This is a genomic window from Actinomadura sp. KC345 (genome assembly GCF_004348515.1).
Classification (GTDB): Bacteria; Actinomycetota; Actinomycetes; order Streptosporangiales; family Streptosporangiaceae; genus Spirillospora.
On record NZ_SMKH01000148.1, the window covers coordinates 1 to 18,074 of the forward strand.

Here is an 18,074-nt window from a genome sequence, read left to right on the forward strand (position 1 = left end):
ACGTGGACGGCCTGTGCCGTGACATCGCCGCGGACGCCGGATGCGTGGCCCTGAACGTCGGCTACCGGCTGGCGCCTGAGCACCCGTTCCCCGCGGCCGTGGACGACGCGTGGGCCGTGGTCGCCTCCCTGGCGCGGGAGCCGGGCCGCTACGGCGCCCTGCCCGGTGCCGTCGCGGTCGCCGGCGACAGCGCCGGAGGCAACCTCGCGGCGGTCGTCGCGCTGCTGGCCCGCGACCACGGGGTGCCGCTCGTGCACCAGCTGCTCGTCTACCCGGTGACCGACACGGCGATGGACACCCCGAGCTGGCGGGAGTACGGCTCCGGATACGGGCTGGACGCCGGGTCGCTCGCCCGGTTCATGGAGCTCTACCGGGGCGGCGCCGACCCGTCCGACGTCCGGCTCGCGCCGCTGCGCGCCCCGGACCTGGCCGGCGCCGCCCCCGCCACCGTGATCACCGCCGAGTGCGACATCCTGCGCGACGAGGGCGAGGCGTACGCGCGCCGCCTCGCCGCCGCCGGGGTGCCGGTGGAGCTGCGCCGCTACGACGGCGTCGTGCACGCGTTCTTCCTGCTGCCGGAGATCTTCGACGCCGGTGCCCGCGCCAGGGATTTCGCCGTGCGGCGGCTGCGCGCGGCGTTCGGGTGACCAGTACGACCCGCAGATCAGTACGACCCGCAGCTCAGTACGACTTGGGCAGGCCGAGCTCGTGCTGGGCGATGTGGGCGAGGACGAGTTCCTCGGCGACCGGGATGTTCTTGGCGATGCGGGCGTCGCGGAACATCCGGGCGACGGGGTACTCCAGCGAGTACGCCATGCCGCCGTAGGTCTGGAACGCGCGGTCGGCCGCCTGCCAGGCCGCGTCCGCGGCGGTGAGCTTGGCGATGTTGGCCTCCGACCCGCAGGGGCGGCCCCGGTCCCACAGCCAGGCGGCCTTGTAGGTCATCAGCCGCGCCAGCTCGACCTGCGCCTTGATCCGGGCGAGCGGGAACGCGACGGCCTGGTTCGACCCGATCGGCTTGCCGAAGGGCGCCCGCTCTCCGGCGTACTCGCACGCGATCTTCAGGACCAGCTCGCCGGAGCCGACGCCGCCGGCCGCGGCGAGGATGCGCTCGGGGTTGAGGATGTCCCACAGGACGGCGAACCCCTGGTCGACCTCGCCGAGGACGCGCTCCGCGGGCACGCGGACGTCGTCGAGGAACACCGTGCTGGACGCGACGGTGTTGGTGCCGAGCTTGGGGATCGGCTGGTAGGTGAGCGTGCCCTCGGCGACGGCCTCCTTGACGTCCACCAGCAGGACGGTGAAGCCGGACGTCCTAGGGCGCGCCTCGGCGGCCGGGACCGTCCGGGTGACCAGGACCAGGAAGTCGGCGCGCTCGACCCCGGAGATCCAGATCTTCTGGCCGCTGACCACGAACGCGTCGCCGTCGCGGCGCGCCTGGGTGGTGATGGCGATGGCGTTGCTGCCCGCGTCCGGCTCGGTGATGGCGAAGCAGGTCTCGATCTCGCCGGAGGCGATCTTCGGCAGGAACTCGCGCTTCTGCTCCGGTGTCCCGTGGCGGGCGATGGTCAGCCCGCCGAACGCGGGCGTGAGCAGGTACATGAACGACGCGGCGCCGCCCGCGCCGCCCTCGGCGAGGGCCTCAAGGGCGACCGCGAGCTCCAGCAGGCCCTGCCCGGCGCCCCCGTACTCCTCCGGGATCGCGAGGCTGTGCCAGCCGCCCTTGACCAGCTCCCGCCAGACCTCGTCGGGCCAGCGCTTGTCCGCGTCGCACCGGCTCCAGTACTCCTGGTCGTACTTCCCGGCGATCGCCTGCACGCCCTCGCGCACCGCGGCCGCGCCCTCCGGTAGGTCGAAGTCCATCGCGCCTCCTCGCACTCGCTGTCGGCCCCCACGGTAGCCGACCGGAGTAAGTGTCTACTGACACGGGGCCGACCCGCCGCCGTCCTCCGCCTCGTTCCCGCCGGCGGGCGGGCCGGCCACGGCGAGGTAGCGGGTCACCATCCGGGCGACGAAGCGGGCGAACATCTCGGGCGGGCCGGAGGGGAGCATGATGTGGCTCATCGTCAGCCGCACGGCGGCGTCGGCGACCTCGGTGAGGGCCTCGCCGTCCAGGTGCGGCCAGTGGCGCAGCGCGTGCTCGGCGATGCGGGCGCTGGCGGTGAACAGGACCGGCTCGGCCTGCGTGGTGAGCAGCGGGAGCAGCTCGTCGCCGCCCGCGCCGGTCAGCACCGCCTTCTTCAGCTGGTCGTCCGCCGACATCTCCAGCGTGAACAGGACCGCGGCCGTCACCGCCGAGTACAGGTCGTCGTGCTCGGACAGGACCGCGTCGATGCCGTCGAGGTAGCGCTCGTTGTCGCGGATCACGACCGCCTGGGCCAGGCCCCACTTGTCGCCGAACTCGTTGTAGACGGTCTGCCGGCTCACACCGGCGGCGGCCGCGACGTCCTGCATGCGGACGCCGCGGTAGCCGCGCTCGACCAGGAGGCCGGCGGCGGCGTCGAGCAGGGACTCGCGGACGGAGCGGCCGGCGGTGCCCATAGGTCGTCGTTCCTCCGGAGGGTGATCGTGAGGTGGCGGCCTCACACCACCATTATCACCCGCCCGCCGAGCCCGGTCCCGGTCCCGGGCGCGGCGCCGCGCGGCCCGGCTTCTAGAGTGAGGCCTCTCTAAAGTGAAGGCCATGCCGGGTCGGGCGAGGCGAGGAGGACGGGTGAGCGGGATCCTGGTGGCCAACCGCGGGGAGATCGCGCTGCGGGTCGTCCGGGCCGCGGCGGAACTGGGCCTGCGGACGGTCGCCGTCCGCACCCGCGACGAGGCCGCCTCCCCGCACGCCCGCCGCGCGGACGAGGTGCGGGAACTGCCCGGCGAGGGCCCCGCCGGCTACCTCGACGCGGACGCACTGCTCGCCGCCGCCAAGGACGCGGGCGTCGCCGCCGTCCACCCCGGCTACGGGTTCCTCAGCGAGAACGCGGGGTTCGCCGCGCGCTGCGCCGCCGCAGGGCTGGTGTTCACCGGCCCGCGCCCGGAACTGCTGGAGCTGTTCGGCGACAAGACCCGCGCACGCGCGCTCGCCCGGGAGGCGGGCGTGCCCGTGACGCCCGGGACGGCGGGCCCGGTGAGCCTCGCGGACGCGGAGGCGTTCGCCCGCGAGCACGGCCCCGTGATGCTCAAGGCCCTCGCCGGGGGCGGCGGGCGCGGGATGCGCACCGTCACCGGCCCCGGCGGCATGGCCGAGGCGTACGAGCGGTGCCGGTCGGAGGCGCTGGCCGCATCCGGCGACGGCGGCCTGTACGCCGAGAAGTACGTGCCGCGCGCCCGCCACATCGAGGTGCAGGTGGCCGGGGACGGGTCCGGCGCCGTCACCCACCTGTGGGAGCGCGACTGCAGCGTCCAGCGGCGGCACCAGAAGCTGATCGAGATCGCGCCCGCGCCCGCGCTGCCGGAGGAGGTCAGGGACGCGCTCCTGGACGCGGCGCTCCGCATGGCCGCCCGCGTCCGCTACGACGGCATCGGCACGTTCGAGTTCCTCGTCGCCGGCGGGGAGTTCTGGTTCATGGAGGTCAACCCCCGGCTCCAGGTCGAGCACACCGTGACGGAGGAGATCACCGGCGTGGACCTGGTGAAGACGCAGATCAGGCTGGCGCTGGGGGAGGACCTCGCCGCCGTCGGCCTGGGCGGCGGGCCGCCGCGCGCGTCGGGCTGCGCCGTCCAGGTCCGGGTCAACGCCGAGACCATCGACGCGGACGGCACGCCGCGCCCGCGGTCCGGGACGCTGACCGCGTTCGCGCCGCCGTCCGGGCCCGGTGTCCGCGTCGACACCTGCGGCCACGCCGGTCACCGCGTCAGCCCGCGCTACGACCCGCTGCTGGCCAAGGTCGTCGCCCGCGCGGAGGACCTGCCGTCCGCCGCCGCCCGCGCGCACGGCGCGCTCGGCGAGTTCGAGATCGCGGGCGTGGCCACGAGCATCCCGCTCCTCCAGGGCGTCCTGCGGCATCCCGGCTTCACCTCCGGCGGCCTCGACACCTCCTTCATCGCCGACCACTTGGCGGAGCTGCTGGAGAGCGAGCACCGCCGCTACTACGTCGAGAGCGTCCGCGACGAGGCCCGTGGCGAGTCCGGCGCCCCCGCCGCGGCGCCGGACGCTCCGCCCGGCACTGTGGCCGTCCCCGCCCCCATGCAGGGAACGGTCGTGAGCGTGGACGTGGCCGAGGGCGATCTCGTGCGGGCCGGGACGCCGGTCCTGATCCTCGAGGCGATGAAGATGGAGCACGTGATCCGCGCGGGCGAGGCGGGCATCGTGCGGAGCGTCGCCGCCGCGCCCGGGGACACGGTCGCCGAGGGCGCCCCGCTGCTGTTCGCCGAGCCCGCCGAGGTGGGCGGCGACCACGCCGCCGAGGAGGCCGAGGCCGATCTCGGCGAGATCCGCGCCGACCTCGCCGAGACGCTGCGGCGGCACGGGACCGGCCTGGACGCGTCCCGTCCGGAGGCGGTCGCCAGGCGGCACGCGCGCGGCCACCGCACCGCCCGGGAGAACATCGAGGACCTGTGCGACCCCGGCACGTTCGCCGAGTACGGCGCGCTGGCCGTCGCCGCGCAGCGGCAGCGCCGGTCCTTGGAGGACCTGATCGAACGCACCCCCGCCGACGGCATGGTCTGCGGCCTCGGGGACGTGAACGGCGCGCAGGCGGTCGTCATGTCCTACGACTACATGGTGCTGGCCGGGACGCAGGGCTACCAGAACCACCGCAAGACCGACCGGATGCTCGACATCGCCCGCCGGCGCCGCCTGCCGCTCGTCCTGTTCGCCGAGGGGGGCGGGGGACGGCCCGGCGACACCGACACCTCGTCGGTGTCCGGCCTGGACGTGCCGACCTTCCACGCCATGGGCCGGCTCAGCGGCACCGTCCCGTCCGTCGGGATCGCCTCCGGGCGCTGCTTCGCCGGCAACGCCGCCCTGCTCGGCTGCTGCGACGCCATCATCGCCACCCGCGACGCCAACATCGGGATGGGCGGCCCCGCGATGATCGAGGGCGGCGGGCTCGGCGTGTTCGCGCCCGAGGAGATCGGCCCGATCGGCGACCAGGAGCCCAACGGCGTCGTCGACATCGTCGTGGAGGACGAGGCCGAGGCGGTCGCCGCCGCTCGCCGCTACCTGTCCTACTTCCAGGGGCCGCGGGACGAGTGGGCCTGCGACGACCAGCGGATCCTGCGGCACGTCGTCCCGGAGAACCGGCTGCGCGCCTACGACGTGCGCCGCGCGGTCACCCACCTCGCCGACACGGGGTCGGTGCTGGAACTGCGCCGCGCGTTCGGGATCGGCGTCATCACCGCGCTCGTGCGGATCGAGGGGCGCCCGATGGGGCTGATCGCCAGTAACCCGGCGCACCTGGGCGGCGCCATCGACCGCGACGCCGCCGACAAGGCCGCCCGGTTCCTGCAGCTGTGCGACGCCCACGGCCTGCCCGTCGTGTCCCTGTGCGACACGCCCGGCTTCATGGTCGGCCCTGACGCCGAGCGGACCGCCACCGTCCGGCACTTCAGCCGCATGTTCGTCGTCGGCGCGAACCTGCGCGTCCCGATCGTCACGATCGTGCTGCGCAAGGGCTACGGGCTCGGCGCGCAGGCGATGGCGGGCGGCGGGTTCAAGGCGCCGCTCGCGACCCTCGCGTGGCCCACCGGCGAGATCGGGGGCATGGGCCTGGAGGGAGCCGTCCGGCTCGGCTTCCGCAAGGAGCTGGCGGAGGCCGAAGACCCCGAGGAGCTGTTCCGGAAGATGGTCGCCGCCGCCTACGAGCACGGCAAGGCGCTCCACGCCGCCACGGTCTTCGAGCTGGACGACGTCATCGACCCGGCCGACACCCGGCGCTGGATCACCACCGCGTTCGCGTCCGCGCCGCCGCCCGGCGACCGCCGGCGGTGGATCGACACCTGGTGAGGGTCACACCAGCCGGTCGCGGGTCCACTCCTTGACGCCCGCGACGAACGCGTCGACGTCGGCGGCCTTGCCCGAGGCCATCTCGTCGAACCAGGCCGGCACGTACCGCTCGAAGCGTCCCTCGTCGAGGACGTTCAGGACGGCATCGGCGACCTCCTGCGGCGGCAGCGCCTCCGAGACGTCGCTGAGGGGCTCCTCGTTGCCGGGAAGCGTGAACAGCTCGGTGCCGGCGATGAGCGCCGGCTGGACGACGTGGACCTGCACGCCGGTGCCGTCCAGGTCGACCGCCATGCTCTCCCAGAACGCGGTCAGCGCCGCCTTGGAGGCCGAGTACGCGGCCTCGTGCGGCGGGCCGAGCCGCGCCGCCACCGAGCCCACCGCCACCAGATGCCCGTGCCCGCGCGCGATCATGCCGGGCAGCAGCGCCAGCGTGAGCCGCACCGGGGACAGGTAGTTCAGCCGCATCACGTCCTCGGCCTCGGCGGGGGACAGGTCCTGGACGCGGCGCCGCTTCGGCATGCCCGCGTTGTTGACCAGCACGTCCACGGCCCCGAACTCGCGCTCGACCGCCTTGGCGAGGCCGTCGATCCCGTCCAGGTCGGCGAGGTCGGCGACCCACATCGCCGAACCCGGCGCGTGCGCGCGGCACCGCGCCAGCACCCGTTCCAGCCTGTCCTCGCGCCGCGCCACCAGCCCGACCCGGGCCCCGGCCCCGGCAAGCGCCTCCGCGACGACCGCGCCGATGCCCGACGAGGCTCCCGTGACCAGTGCGGCCCTGCCGTCCAACACCGCTTTCCCCTCCACCGCCGCCATGCCGCCCAAGGTCACACACCCGGGCGCGGCGGGCAAGGCGCACCACCGCCCGGGGCCGTTCGCGGCCATCGAGTAGAGTGTCCCGGTCAGCGGTATTCGCGCCCCCCGCAGCCCGCAAGGCCCGGCCGGAGCGCCGGTCGCCTGGACCCCGGGGGAATGTTGCGTCCACTCACGGCCGAGCCCGAGCATGCCGTCTTCCGGTCGCGGAGCGCGCCTCCCGAGCGCACCCTCCTGGACGTCTTCGACGCCACCGTGCGCGGGCACCCGTACGCGCCGGCGCTGGACGACGGTTCCACCCGCCTCGACTACGAGGGCCTGCGCGCCGAGGTGACCGCCCTCGCCAAGGAGCTGGAGCAGGCGGGGATCGGCCGCGGCGACCGGGTCGGCGTCCGCGTCCCCTCGGGCACCGCCGGCCTGTACGTCGCGATCCTCGCCGTCCTCGCCGCGGGCGCCGCCTACGTCCCGGTCGACGCCGACGACCCGGCCGAACGCGCCGCGACCGTCTTCGGCGAGGCCGGCGTCTGCGCCGTCATCGGGGAGCACCGCGAACTCACCCTCCGCGCCGCCCCCGGCGGACGCGCCGGCCGCCCGGAGCCCGGCGACGACGCCTGGATCATCTTCACCTCCGGCTCGACCGGCAGGCCCAAGGGCGTGGCGGTGTCCCACCGCGCGGCCGCCGCGTTCGTGGACGCCGAGGCGCGGCTGTTCCCGGCGCGCGAGTCCGACCGCGTCCTGGCCGGGCTGTCGGTGGCGTTCGACGCGTCCTGCGAGGAGATGTGGCTGGCCTGGCGGCACGGCGCCTGCCTCGTGCCGGCGCCGCGCTCACTCGTGAGCACCGGCGCGGACCTGGGCCCCTGGCTCGCCGGGCGGGGCATCACGGTCGTGTCCACCGTCCCGACGCTCGCCGCGCTGTGGCCCCCCGAGACCCTCGACGGCATCCGGCTGCTGATCTTCGGCGGCGAGGCGTGCCCGCCCGAGCTGGCCGCCCGCCTGGCCGTCCCGGGGCGCCGCGTCTGGAACACCTACGGGCCCACCGAGGCGACCGTCGTCGCCTGCGCGGCGCCGCTCGGCGGCGCCGGCCCGGTCCGGATCGGCCTCCCGCTCGACGGCTGGGACCTCGCCGTCGTCGACCCCGCGGGCGACCCCGTCGCCCCAGGCGGGACCGGCGAGCTCGTCATCGGCGGCGTCGGCCTCGCCCGCTACCTCGACCCCGCCAAGGACGCCGAGAAGTACGGGCCCCTGCCGTCGCTCGGCTGGGACCGCGCCTACCGCAGCGGCGACCTCGTCCGCGCCGACCCGGCCGGCCTCGTCTTCGTCGGCCGCGCCGACGACCAGGTCAAGCTGGGCGGCCGCCGGATCGAGCTCGGCGAGGTCGACGCGGCGCTGCAGGCCCTCCCGGGCGTGACCGGCGCCGCCGCCGCGGTCCGCGAGACGCCCGCCGGGCACCGGCTCCTCGTCGGCTACCTCGTCGCCGGCGACGGGTTCGACGCGGCCTCGGCGCGGGAGCGGCTGGGGGAGGTGCTGCCCGCAGCCCTGGTGCCTCGCCTCGTCACCGTGGACACGCTCCCCACGCGGACGTCCGGGAAGGTCGACCGGGACGCACTGCCTTGGCCGGCGCCCGGAGCGGGCGACCCGGACGGGACGGACCCGCGCACCGGCGCCGAACCGCTCAGCGAGGCCGAGGAGTGGCTCGCGGCCAGGTGGGCCGAGGTCCTGGGCGAGAGCCCCACCGCGCCCGGCGCGGACTTCTTCGCGCTCGGCGGCAGCAGCCTCGCGGCGGCACGGCTGGTGTCGGCCCTGCGCCCGCACCACCCGTCGGTGTCGGTCGGCGACGTCTACGAGAACCCCACGCTGGGCGGCCTCGCCGCGCATCTCGGAGACCGGGTACCGCAGGGGACGGCGGCGGAGCCGGCGCCGGAGCGCGCCGTGCGGCCGGTGCCGGCACGGGCGTCCGCCGTCCAGGCGCTTCTGATGATCCCCCTCCTGACCATGGGCGCCATGCGGTGGGTCGTGGGCCTGGCGGCCCTCGGCAACCTCGCCGTCCACCTGGCCCCCGCCGCGTTCCCGTGGGCGCCGGAAGTGTCGTGGTGGGCCGTCCTCGCGGGCGCGCTGCTGTTCGTCGCGCCGCCCGGCAGGATGGCGCTGGCGGCGGCCGGCGCGCGGCTCCTGCTGCGCGGCCTGCGGCCGGGCGCGTACCCGCGCGGCGGCGCCGTCCACCTGAGGTTGTGGGCGGCCGAGCAGCTCGCCGTCCGCCTCGGCGCCGCCGAGCTGTCGGCCGCGCCCTGGTACGCCTTCTACGCCCGCATGCTCGGCGCCCGGATCGGCCCGGACGTCGACCTGCACGCCCCGCCGCCCGTGACCGGGATGCTCCGGCTCGGCCGCGGGGCGGCGATCGAGCCCGAGGCCGACCTGAGCGGCCACTGGCTGGACGGCGACGTCCTGCGCGTCGGCGCGGTCCGGGTCGGCGCGGACGCCGTCGTCGGCGCCCGCGCCGTGCTGTTCCCCGGCGCCCGCGTCGGGAAGAGGGCGCAGGTCGCGGCGGGCTCGGCGGTGACCGGGCGGGTCCCCGCCGGGCAGCGCTGGGCGGGCGCCCCCGCCGTCCGCAAGGGCAGGGCCAAGCGGCACGCCGGCGCCGACCGTCCGCCGCGGCGGCGCCGCTGGACGCTGGCGTACGCGGCGTCGGCCCTCGGGCTGGGCCTGCTGCCGCTGATCGCGGCGCTGCCCGGCATCGCGGTCCTCGGCCTCTTCACGCGCGGCGCCGCGAGCCCGGGGGACGCCCTCGCGGCGGCCCTGGCGGCGGTGCCCGCCGCCACCCTCGCGGGCATGGGCGCCTTCGCGCTCATCACCCTGGTCTGCGTGCGCCTCCTCGGCGCCGGGCTGAGCGAGGGCGAGTACCCGGTGCACAGCCGCCGGGCGTGGCAGGCGTGGGCCACGAGCCGGCTGATGGCGACGGCGCGCGTCTGGCTCTTCCCGCTGTACGCCAGTGTCCTCACCCCCGCCTGGCTGCGCGCCCTCGGCATGCGGGTCGGCCGCGACGTGGAGGCCTCGACGGTCCTCGCGCTGCCCGCCATGACCTCGGTCGACGACGGGGCGTTCCTCGCCGACGACACGATGGTCGCGCCCTACGAGCTGGGCGGAGGGCGGATGCGGATCGCGCGGGCGCGCATCGGCGAGCGCGCGTTCCTCGGCAACTCGGGGATGACGGGTCCCGGCCGCAAGGTGCCCAAGGGCGGGCTGATCGGCGTCCTGTCGGCGGCGCCGAAGAAGGCCAAGGCCGGCGCCTCCTACCTCGGCATGCCGCCGGTGCGGCTGAGCCGCAGGGCCGACACCGGCGACCAGTCCCGCACCTACCGGCCGCCCCGCCGGCTCAAGGCGGCGAGGGCGGCGGTCGAGGCGTGCCGCGTCGTCCCGGCGATGTGCACGGTCGCGGCCGGCGTCCTGGCCGCCGCCGCGTTCGCGGGAATCGCCGCCGCCCACGGGTTCGGTGCCGCGGCGCTGCTGTCGGGCCTCGTCCTCACCGGCGCGGGGGTGCTGGCCGCGGCCGTCGCGACCGCGGCCAAATGGGCGCTCGTGGGGCGGATCAAGCCCGGGAACCGGGCCCTGTGGAGCTCGTTCGTGTGGCGCAACGAGCTGGCCGACAACTTCGTCGAGGTCCTCGCGGCGCCGTGGTTCGCCGAGCCGTGGCTCGGGACCGCCCCGCTGAACCTCTGGCTCCGGTCGCTCGGCGCCCGCGTCGGACGCGGCGTCTGGTGCGCCACCTACTGGCTCCCGGAGGCCGACCTCGTCCGGCTCGGCGACGGCGCGTCCGTGAACGAGGGCTGCGTGCTGCAGACCCACCTGTTCCACGACCGGATCATGCGGGTCGACGCGGTCGTCCTGGAGCACGGTGCGACGCTAGGCTCCAACGGGGTGATCCTGCCCGCGGCCTCGATCGGGGCCTGCGCCACGGTCGGGCCCGCGTCCCTGGTGATGCGCGGCGAGCAACTGCCCGCCGGCACGCGGTGGCTGGGCAACCCGATCGCGGCCTGGACCCCGGCCGGCGCGGGCCGCGACGGCACCGGACGACGAAACGAGGAACCGCACCGACCGTGAAGACCCCGCCCGCCCCCGGCTCCCGGACCGCCGCGTACTTCCCCGGACACGGCCACGACGACTACACGGTCGGCGCCTACGACCTCGAACTGGACTACCGGGTCGGCCCCAACCGCCTCGCCGGCACCGCGCGGCTGTCGGCGACGGCCGCCGCGCCGCTCACACGGTTCGCGCTCGACCTCGGGCCGTTCCGCATCGGCAGGGTCCTGGTGGACGGGGCCCCGGCGCGGTTCCGGCACTGGCGCGGCACGCTGACCGTCACGCCGGCGCGGCCCCTCGATCCGGGCGCGTTCACCGTGGAGGTCCGCTACACCGGCAACCCGTCGCCCGTCCGCAGCCACTGGGGCGGGCTCGGCTGGGAGCAGCTGACCGACGGCTCGATCGTCGCGGGGCAGCCCACCGGCGCGCCCTCGTGGTTCCCCTGCAACGACCGGCCCGGCGACAAGGCCCGCTACCGGATCGCGGTCACCACGGCGTCCGCCTACACCGTCGTCGCCAACGGCCGCCTCACCGGCAAGAGCAGCGCCGGCGCGAACACCACCTGGGTGTACGAGCAGGACGAGCCGACCGCGACCTACCTGGCGAGCGTCCAGATCGGGCGGTACCGGTCGGCCGAGCTGGACGGGCCCGTCCCGCAGCACGTCCACTACCCGGCGGCGCGGGAACGGCGGGTGCTGCACGACCTGGGCCGCCAGGGGCAGATGATCGCCACGTTCTGCGAGCTGTTCGGCCCGTACCCCTTCGGCGCGTACACGGTCGTCGTCGCCGACGACGAGCTGGAGATCCCGGTCGAGGCGCAGGGCATGTCGATCTTCGGGACGAACCACGTCGACGGCGAGCGGGGCGAGGAGCCGCTCATCGCGCACGAGCTGGCGCACCAGTGGTTCGGCAACAGCCTGACGGTCGCGCACTGGCGGGACATCTGGCTGCACGAGGGCTTCGCCTCCTACGCCGAGTGGCTGTGGTCGGAGAACTCGGGCGGCGCCCCCGCGTCCGAGCACGCCCGGCGGTGGCACGCGCGGCTGGCCGGCGGGTCGAAGGACCTCGTGCTCGCCGACCCCGGGCCCCGGCACCTCTTCGACGACTACCTCTACAAGCGCGGGGCGCTCGCGCTGCACGCGCTGCGCCGCGCGACGGGCGACGACGCGTTCTTCCGGACCCTGCGCGCGTGGACCGCCGGGCACCGCCACGGCTCGGTGACCACCGAGGAGTTCACCGCGCTCGCCGCCCGCCACGCCGGCCGTCCGCTGGACGACCTCTTCTCCGCCTGGCTTTACCGGCGTCCCCTCCCTCAGTTGCCCTGAGAGGCGTAAGGTAGTGGGTTTGCCCCCACTCGCCTCTCGCCGACGGAGGTCTGCCCGCATGCCCGCCGAGTCCACGATCCTGGCCGCCGAGCGCGCCCATCTGGCCGAGTCCCGCGCCGCGCTGCGCCGGATGCGCGAGCACGCCCGGAGCCTGTCCGCCGACGTCGCCGCCGACTGGGTGTCCGAGCAGTTCCTGGAGTCCCTGCTCGACCAGCGCGTCGCGGCGCTCGCGGACCATCCCGGCACGCCGCTGTTCTTCGGGCGGATGGACCGCGCAGGCGCCGGCCGCGACGGCGGCGACGACCCGGACCTGCCCGCGGTCATGTACGTGGGGCGGCGGCACGTCCACGACGGCGACGAGGGGCGGCCGCTCGTGCTGGACTGGCGCGCACCGGTGTCCCGGGCGTTCTACCAGGCCGGGCCGGCCGACCCCATGGGCTGGAGGCTGCGGCGGCGGTTCGGCTTCCAGGCCGGCGAGCTGACCGCGTTCGAGGACGAGCCCCTGGACGGGCCTCCGGACGGGCCTCCGGACGGGCCTCCGGACGGGCCTCCGGACGGGGGCGAGACCGGCCCGTCCCGCATCCTGACCGAGGAGATCGAGCGTCCCCGCACCGGGCCGATGCGCGACATCGTCGCCACGATCCAGCCGGACCAGGACGCGATCGTCCGCGCGGACCTGCCCCGCACGGTGTGCGTGCAGGGCGCGCCCGGCACCGGCAAGACGGCCGTCGGCCTGCACCGCGCCGCGTACCTGCTGTTCACCCACCGGGAGCGGCTGGCGCGGTCCGGGGTCCTCATCGTCGGGCCCAACCGCGCGTTCCTCGGCTACATCTCGGCGGTGCTGCCCGCCCTCGGCGAGGTCAGCGTCGAGCAGGCCACGATCGATGACCTGCTCGGCGCCCCCACGGGGGAGGAGCAGGCGGACGTCTCCGCGGTCAAGGGCGACGCGCGCATGGCGGACGTGCTCCGCAAGGCGCTGTGGGCGCACATCACCAAACCGGAGGCGGGCCTCGTCGTCAGCCGCGGGTCCGCCCGCTACCGGCTGGCCGAGCACGAGGTCCGCGAGACCGCCGCCGCGCTGCGCGGCACCACCCGGTACGGCAGCGGCCGCGCCGCGTTCGCCCAGCGGCTCGCCCACCAGATCCTCGTGCTGATGGAACGGCGCGGCGAGGCGCCGGACGACCGCGTCCAGGACCAGGTGGCGCGCAGCCGGCCCGTCAAGCAGGTCCTCGACGCCGTGTGGCCGAAGGTCACGCCGGAGCAGGTCCTGTACCGGCTGCTGTCGGACGCGGAGTTCCTGCGCAGGGCCGCCAAGGGCCTCCTGGACGAGGAGGAGCAGGCCGCGATCCTGTGGGCCAGGCCCGCCCGGTCCCACCGCACGGCCCGGTGGACCGCCGCCGACCGCGCCCTGCTCGACGAGCTGAACGACCTCATCGAGCGCACGTCGTCGCTCGGCCACCTGGTCGTGGACGAGGCGCAGGACCTGTCGGCCATGCAGTTGCGCGCCCTGGGCCGCCGGTGCGGGACGGGTTCGGCGACCGTCCTCGGCGACCTCGCCCAGGGCACGACCTCCTGGTCGGCGCGGTCGTGGAAGGAGGTCCTCACCCACCTCGGGCAGGACGGCGACGTCACCGAGCTGACCCTGGGCTTCCGTGTCCCGGGAAGCGTCCTGGACTTCGCCGCCCGGCTGCTCCCGCACGTCGCGCCCGGCCTGGAGCGGCCCCGCTCGCTGCGCCCCGGAGCGGGCGCCCTGGCGGTGCGGCGCGTCCCCGACCTGGCCTCCGCGATCACCGGCGCCGCCCGCGAGGCCCTCACCCGGCCCGGATCGGTCGGCCTGATCGTGCCCGACGCCGCGGCGGCCGGGTACGCGGCGGCGCTGGAGGCGGCCGGCCTGGAGCACGCCGTCCTCGGCCCCGACTCCGACGGCGCCGGGCGGCTCCTCGTCGTCCCGGCGACGCTCGCCAAGGGCCTGGAGTACGACCACGTGATCGTCGCCGGGCCCGCCGCCATCGCCGCGGCCGAGGCCCGCGGACTCGCCCGCCTGTACGTCGTGCTGACCCGCGCCGTCACGTCCCTGACGGTCCTGCACGACGACGACCTCCCGGCCGAACTGGCGATGCCCCAGGCGGACGCCCCGGCCGGGGACGGTTGACTCGCCGTCTCGGCGGTTCCTAGTCTGGACGCGGCATACCGACTGGTTGGTATGTCCGGTGGGTGGCCCGGTCGCCACCCTCGCCCGCGCGGAGGTCCCGACCCGTGAGCACAGCACCCCCCGACGCCGACGAGCTGGAGCGGCGGGCCGGCGAGTTCCTCGCGGCGCACGACCCCGCGGCCACCGGGCCCCTGGAGTTCCTGCGGGCGCGGTTCGACGCCGGCCTCGCCTGGGTCCACTACCCCGAGGGCCTCGGCGGGCTCGGCGCGCCCCGCGCCCTGCAGCCCGCCGTCGACCGGTTCTTCGCCGGCGCCGGCGCCCCCTCCAACCAACCGGAGCGCAACGGCATCGGGCTCGGGATGGCCGCGCCGACGATCCTCGCGTTCGGCACCGAGGAGCAGAAGCGCCGCTTCCTGCGCCCGCTGTGGACGGGCGAGGAGATCTGGTGCCAGCTGTTCAGCGAACCCGGCGCCGGCTCCGACCTCGCCGCGCTCGCCACCCGCGCGGTCCGCGACGGCGACTCCTGGACGGTCAGCGGCCAGAAGGTCTGGACGTCCATGGCCCACGAGGCGCGCTGGGCGATCCTCGTCACCCGCACCGACCCGGACGTCCCCAAGCACCGCGGCATGACCTACTTCGTCTGCGACATGACCGCGCCGGGCGTCGAGGTCCGGCCGCTGCGGCAGATCACCGGCGAGGCCGAGTTCAACGAGGTCTTCCTCACCGACGTGCGCATCCCCGACGAGCACCGGCTCGGCGAGGTGGGGCAGGGCTGGCAGGTCTCCACGACGACGCTGATGAACGAGCGCGTCGCCATCGGCGGCGCCGCCGCGCCCCGCGAGAGCGGCATGATCGGCGTGGTCGCCGCGCTGTGGCGCGACCGCCCCGAGCTGCGCACGCCCGCCCTGCACGACGCCGTCCTGCGGGCCTGGGTGGAGACCGAGGCCGCCCGGCTCACCGGGGTGCGGCTGCGCCAGAAGCTCACCGCGGGGGAGCCCGGCCCGGAGGGCTCGGGAGCCAAGCTGTCGTTCGCCAGGCTCAACCAGGAGGTGTCCGGCCTGGAGCTGGAGCTGCTCGGCGAGGACGGCCTGCGCTACGACGACTGGACCATGCGGCGGCCGGCCGAGGTCGACTTCACCCGCCGCTCGCCCGGCTACCGGTACCTGCGCGCCAAGGGCAACTCCATCGAGGGCGGCACCTCGGAGATCCTGCGCAACATCATCGCCGAGCGCGTGCTGGGCCTGCCCGGCGAGATCCGGGTCGACAAGGACGTCGCGTGGAAGGACCTCCCCAAGTGAGCGACCTGCTGTACAGCGAGATCGAGAACGACCTGCGCGCGAGCGTCCGGGAGGTGCTCGACGACAAGGCGCCCTGGACGTCCGTCCTCGCCGGGACCGAGAAGGAGGAGCCGTACGACGCGGCGCTGTGGCACGCCGTCGCCGTCCAGCTCGGCTGCGCGGGGCTGCCCGTCGCGGAGGACGCCGGCGGCGCCGGCGCCACCTGGCGCGAGACCGCCGTCGTCATGGAGGAGCTGGGCCGCTCCGCCGCCCCGGTCCCCTTCCTGAGCAGCGCGGTGACGGCGACGGCCGCGCTGATGGCCGCCGGAGAACGCGACCTGCTCGCGCGGCTGGCGTCCGGGGACGGGATCGCGGTGCTCGCGGTGCCGTTCAGCACCGGCCCCGGTGACTCCGCCGAGACCGTCCGGGTGTCGGACGGCACGGTGACCGGCGAGGTCACCAGCGTCGCCGACGGGATGGCCGCCGGGGTGTTCCTGGTTCCGGCCGCCGGCGGCCTCTACGCGGTGGACGCCGCCGACGTCCGCCGCACCGCCGTGACGTCCCTCGACATGACGCGCCGCCTCGCCGACCTCGCCTTCTCCGGGGCGCCCGCGCGGCCGGTCGCCGAGGGCGGGGGCGCCGTCCGCGCCGCCCTGCTGACCGGGGCCGCGATGCTGGCCTCCGAGCAGCTCGGGCTCGCCGAGCGGTGCCTGGACGACACCGTCGCCTACGTGAAGACGCGCTACCAGTTCGGTCGGCCGGTCGGCTCCTACCAGGGCCTCAAGCACCGCCTCGCCGACCTGTGGACGTCGATCACCCAGGCCCGCGCGGTCGCCCGCCACGCGGCCTCATGCGTGGCCTCCCAGGCGAGTGGCGGCGACGGCGGCGACGAGACGGCGATCTCGGTCGCGGTCGCCCAGGCGCACTGCTCGGCCGTCGCCCTCAAGGCGGCCGAGGAGTGCGTGCAGATGCACGGCGGCATCGGCTTCACCTGGGAACACCCCGCGCACCTGTACCTGAAGCGCGCGAAGGCCGACGCCATCGCCCTCGGCACCCCCGACCGGCACCGCGCCGCTCTGGCCGCCCTGGTCGACCTGCCCCCGGCCTGAGCGCCGCGGGCATGCCGGAACGCCGGGAGGGGAGGACGTCAGAGCGGGTGGCGCAGGCGGCGGCCCAGCCGGCGGAACCGGGAGCCGGGGACCTGCCCCGGGGACGCGTCCCGCGCCGCCAGGCACTCCAGCAGCGCGTCGAACGCGGGAGGGCGGACGCACACCAGCGTCGCGCGGGCGCTGCGGGCGCAGTGCAGCCGCACCGAGGGCCGCAGCAGCCGCGAGAACGGGCCGCGGGTCCCGTGCCCGACGACGAGGAGGTCGTCGTCGCCGGCCAGCCGCACCAGGGCCGCGCCCGGCTCGCCGACGAGCGCCAGCGCCGTCATGTCCACGCCGTCCGGCGGGCCGTCGCTCACCTCCGCCAGGATCCGGGCGATCAGCTCCGCGCCGGAGGCGCGCAGCGCGTCGGTGATGCCGCAGCCGAGCTGCCCGGCCGCCGACACGTGCGGCGGCAGCGGCGCGGCATGGGCGACCAGCAGCGGCAGCCTCCGCAGCCGCGCCTCGCCGATCGCCCAGGACAGGGCGCAGCGGGCGCCCGCGGAGTCGTCCACCCCCACCACGACGCGGGGGCCGCCCTCCGGTCTCGCGATCACGGTTCCTCCTGAACCCCCGCCTGTCGATTGCAGTCTAGGGTGCAGGTTCGCCCGTTGCGAAGGAAGTGTTTCGCGGTGTGGAAACCCCCGGGTGTCCGTAAAAAGCGCGGGCTAGGTCCCGGCGGCGTCCTCGCCGAGCAGGGAGGCGACGAGCGCGGTGGCCGCGACGGAGGTCCCGGCGTTCTCGGCGGTGCCGTGGATCAGCCGGGACAGCTGCCCGAGCAGGTACGGGTGGACGCCGATCAGGTACAGGCGCCGGAAATCGCGCTCCAGGACGCCCTGCCGCTCCTCGGGCAGGAGGTCGTAGCGGTCCAGCACGGCCTCCTCGTCCCGTTGGAACTCCTCCAGCAGGCCGGCGTCCCATTTGAGGTCCTGGACGAGGTCGTTGGCGCGCAGGAGCGGGTCGAAGTGCTCAAGTGACATCGGGTTCCCTTTTCTCGCGCTCAGACGTCCCAGAGGACGGCGCCGACACCGCAGCGCCACTGCGGCACGCAGACATAGCAGAGGGGCGTGCAGGGCCGCTCGCCGATGGCGCCCATGACGACCTGCCAGGACAGCAGCTCGGACGTGCCGCCGGCGCCGGCCTCCTCCATGCGCTCGAAGGTGACCTCGTCCAGGACGCGGCCGTGGTCGCCCTCGGCCAGCAGGTCCATCCACCGCCGGTCGAACTTCTCGTCGATCTCCAGGTAGCGGGGACCGCCCGGCTCGTGGCTGAGCCCGCCCGACCCCAGCAGCCCGACCCGGAGGCCCGCCGGGAGCCGGTCGCGGACCAGCGCGCCGAGCGACTCGCCGAACC

12 protein-coding genes and 1 pseudogene are annotated in these 18,074 nt (G+C 75.7%); 7 read left to right on the top strand and 6 right to left on the bottom strand.

Features of this window, described 5'->3' with window-relative positions:
• A partial coding sequence (locus E1281_RS23170; RefSeq protein WP_131881541.1) for an alpha/beta hydrolase occupies positions 1-647 on the top strand: 647 nt, incomplete at its 5' end.
• 34 nt (positions 648-681) lie between these two features.
• Here E1281_RS23170 and E1281_RS23175 read toward each other — a convergent pair.
• Together E1281_RS23175 and E1281_RS23180 are read right to left on the bottom strand one after the other, a co-directional pair.
• Positions 682-1,863 (bottom strand): acyl-CoA dehydrogenase family protein, encoded by a 1,182-nt coding sequence (locus E1281_RS23175; RefSeq protein WP_131881543.1) that lies wholly within the window; start codon positions 1,861-1,863, stop codon positions 682-684.
• Positions 1,864-1,917: 54 nt separating this feature from the next.
• On the bottom strand, positions 1,918-2,541 hold the full coding sequence (locus E1281_RS23180) for a TetR family transcriptional regulator (protein WP_131881545.1): 624 nt from the start codon (positions 2,539-2,541) through the stop codon (positions 1,918-1,920).
• 172 nt (positions 2,542-2,713) lie between these two features.
• On the opposite strand from E1281_RS23180, the gene E1281_RS23185 reads away from it, so the two are divergent.
• On the top strand, positions 2,714-5,938 hold the full coding sequence (locus tag E1281_RS23185; RefSeq protein ID WP_243717278.1) for a carboxyl transferase domain-containing protein: 3,225 nt from the start codon (positions 2,714-2,716) through the stop codon (positions 5,936-5,938).
• Positions 5,939-5,941: 3 nt separating this feature from the next.
• Here E1281_RS23185 and E1281_RS23190 read toward each other — a convergent pair whose 3' ends face one another.
• Positions 5,942-6,751 (bottom strand): SDR family NAD(P)-dependent oxidoreductase, encoded by an 810-nt coding sequence (locus E1281_RS23190; RefSeq protein WP_131881549.1) that lies wholly within the window; start codon positions 6,749-6,751, stop codon positions 5,942-5,944.
• 156 nt (positions 6,752-6,907) lie between these two features.
• Between E1281_RS23190 and E1281_RS23195 the strand changes: the two genes are divergently transcribed.
• The 5 genes from E1281_RS23195 to E1281_RS23215 all read left to right on the top strand — a co-directional run bounded on the left by E1281_RS23195 (position 6,908) and on the right by E1281_RS23215 (position 16,685).
• Positions 6,908-10,843 (top strand): Pls/PosA family non-ribosomal peptide synthetase, encoded by a 3,936-nt coding sequence (locus E1281_RS23195; protein WP_131881551.1) that lies wholly within the window; start codon positions 6,908-6,910, stop codon positions 10,841-10,843.
• A complete protein-coding gene (locus E1281_RS23200) occupies positions 10,840-12,147 on the top strand; it encodes a M1 family metallopeptidase (RefSeq protein WP_131881553.1) in 1,308 nt (435 codons plus the stop codon). Before E1281_RS23195 ends, E1281_RS23200 begins: the two co-directional genes overlap by 4 nt.
• Before the next feature lie 58 nt (positions 12,148-12,205).
• On the top strand, positions 12,206-14,299 hold the full coding sequence (locus E1281_RS23205) for an AAA family ATPase (RefSeq protein WP_131881555.1): 2,094 nt from the start codon (positions 12,206-12,208) through the stop codon (positions 14,297-14,299).
• 104 nt (positions 14,300-14,403) lie between these two features.
• Positions 14,404-15,597 (top strand): acyl-CoA dehydrogenase family protein, encoded by a 1,194-nt coding sequence (locus tag E1281_RS23210; RefSeq protein WP_131881557.1) that lies wholly within the window; start codon positions 14,404-14,406, stop codon positions 15,595-15,597.
• Entirely contained in the window at positions 15,594-16,685 is a 1,092-nt protein-coding gene (locus tag E1281_RS23215; RefSeq protein WP_131881559.1) for an acyl-CoA dehydrogenase family protein, read from the top strand. Before E1281_RS23210 ends, E1281_RS23215 begins: the two co-directional genes overlap by 4 nt.
• A 38-nt stretch (positions 16,686-16,723) precedes the next feature.
• On the opposite strand, the gene E1281_RS23220 is transcribed toward E1281_RS23215, so the two are convergent.
• The 3 genes and pseudogenes from E1281_RS23220 to E1281_RS23230 form a co-directional block, all read right to left on the bottom strand.
• Positions 16,724-17,278 carry a universal stress protein gene (locus E1281_RS23220; RefSeq protein ID WP_165959060.1) on the bottom strand — a complete coding sequence of 185 codons (555 nt, stop codon included), beginning with the start codon at positions 17,276-17,278 and terminating at the stop codon, positions 16,724-16,726.
• A 111-nt stretch (positions 17,279-17,389) separates the two neighbouring features.
• A complete protein-coding gene (locus tag E1281_RS23225) occupies positions 17,390-17,701 on the bottom strand; it encodes an extradiol ring-cleavage dioxygenase (RefSeq protein WP_131881563.1) in 312 nt (103 codons plus the stop codon).
• A gap of 20 nt (positions 17,702-17,721) precedes the next feature.
• A pseudogene (locus E1281_RS23230) lies at positions 17,722-18,074 on the bottom strand (hypothetical protein); the annotation flags it as partial.

Coding starts and splice junctions, on each gene's coding strand:
- E1281_RS23175 (WP_131881543.1), bottom strand. CDS start 1,863: ATGGACTTCGACCTACCGGAGGGCGCGGCCGCGGTGCGCGAGGGCGTG.
- E1281_RS23180 (WP_131881545.1), bottom strand. CDS start 2,541: ATGGGCACCGCCGGCCGCTCCGTCCGCGAGTCCCTGCTCGACGCCGCC.
- E1281_RS23190 (WP_131881549.1), bottom strand. CDS start 6,751: ATGGCGGCGGTGGAGGGGAAAGCGGTGTTGGACGGCAGGGCCGCACTG.
- E1281_RS23195 (WP_131881551.1), top strand. CDS start 6,908: ATGTTGCGTCCACTCACGGCCGAGCCCGAGCATGCCGTCTTCCGGTCG.
- E1281_RS23205 (WP_131881555.1), top strand. CDS start 12,206: ATGCCCGCCGAGTCCACGATCCTGGCCGCCGAGCGCGCCCATCTGGCC.
- E1281_RS23225 (WP_131881563.1), bottom strand. CDS start 17,701: ATGTCACTTGAGCACTTCGACCCGCTCCTGCGCGCCAACGACCTCGTC.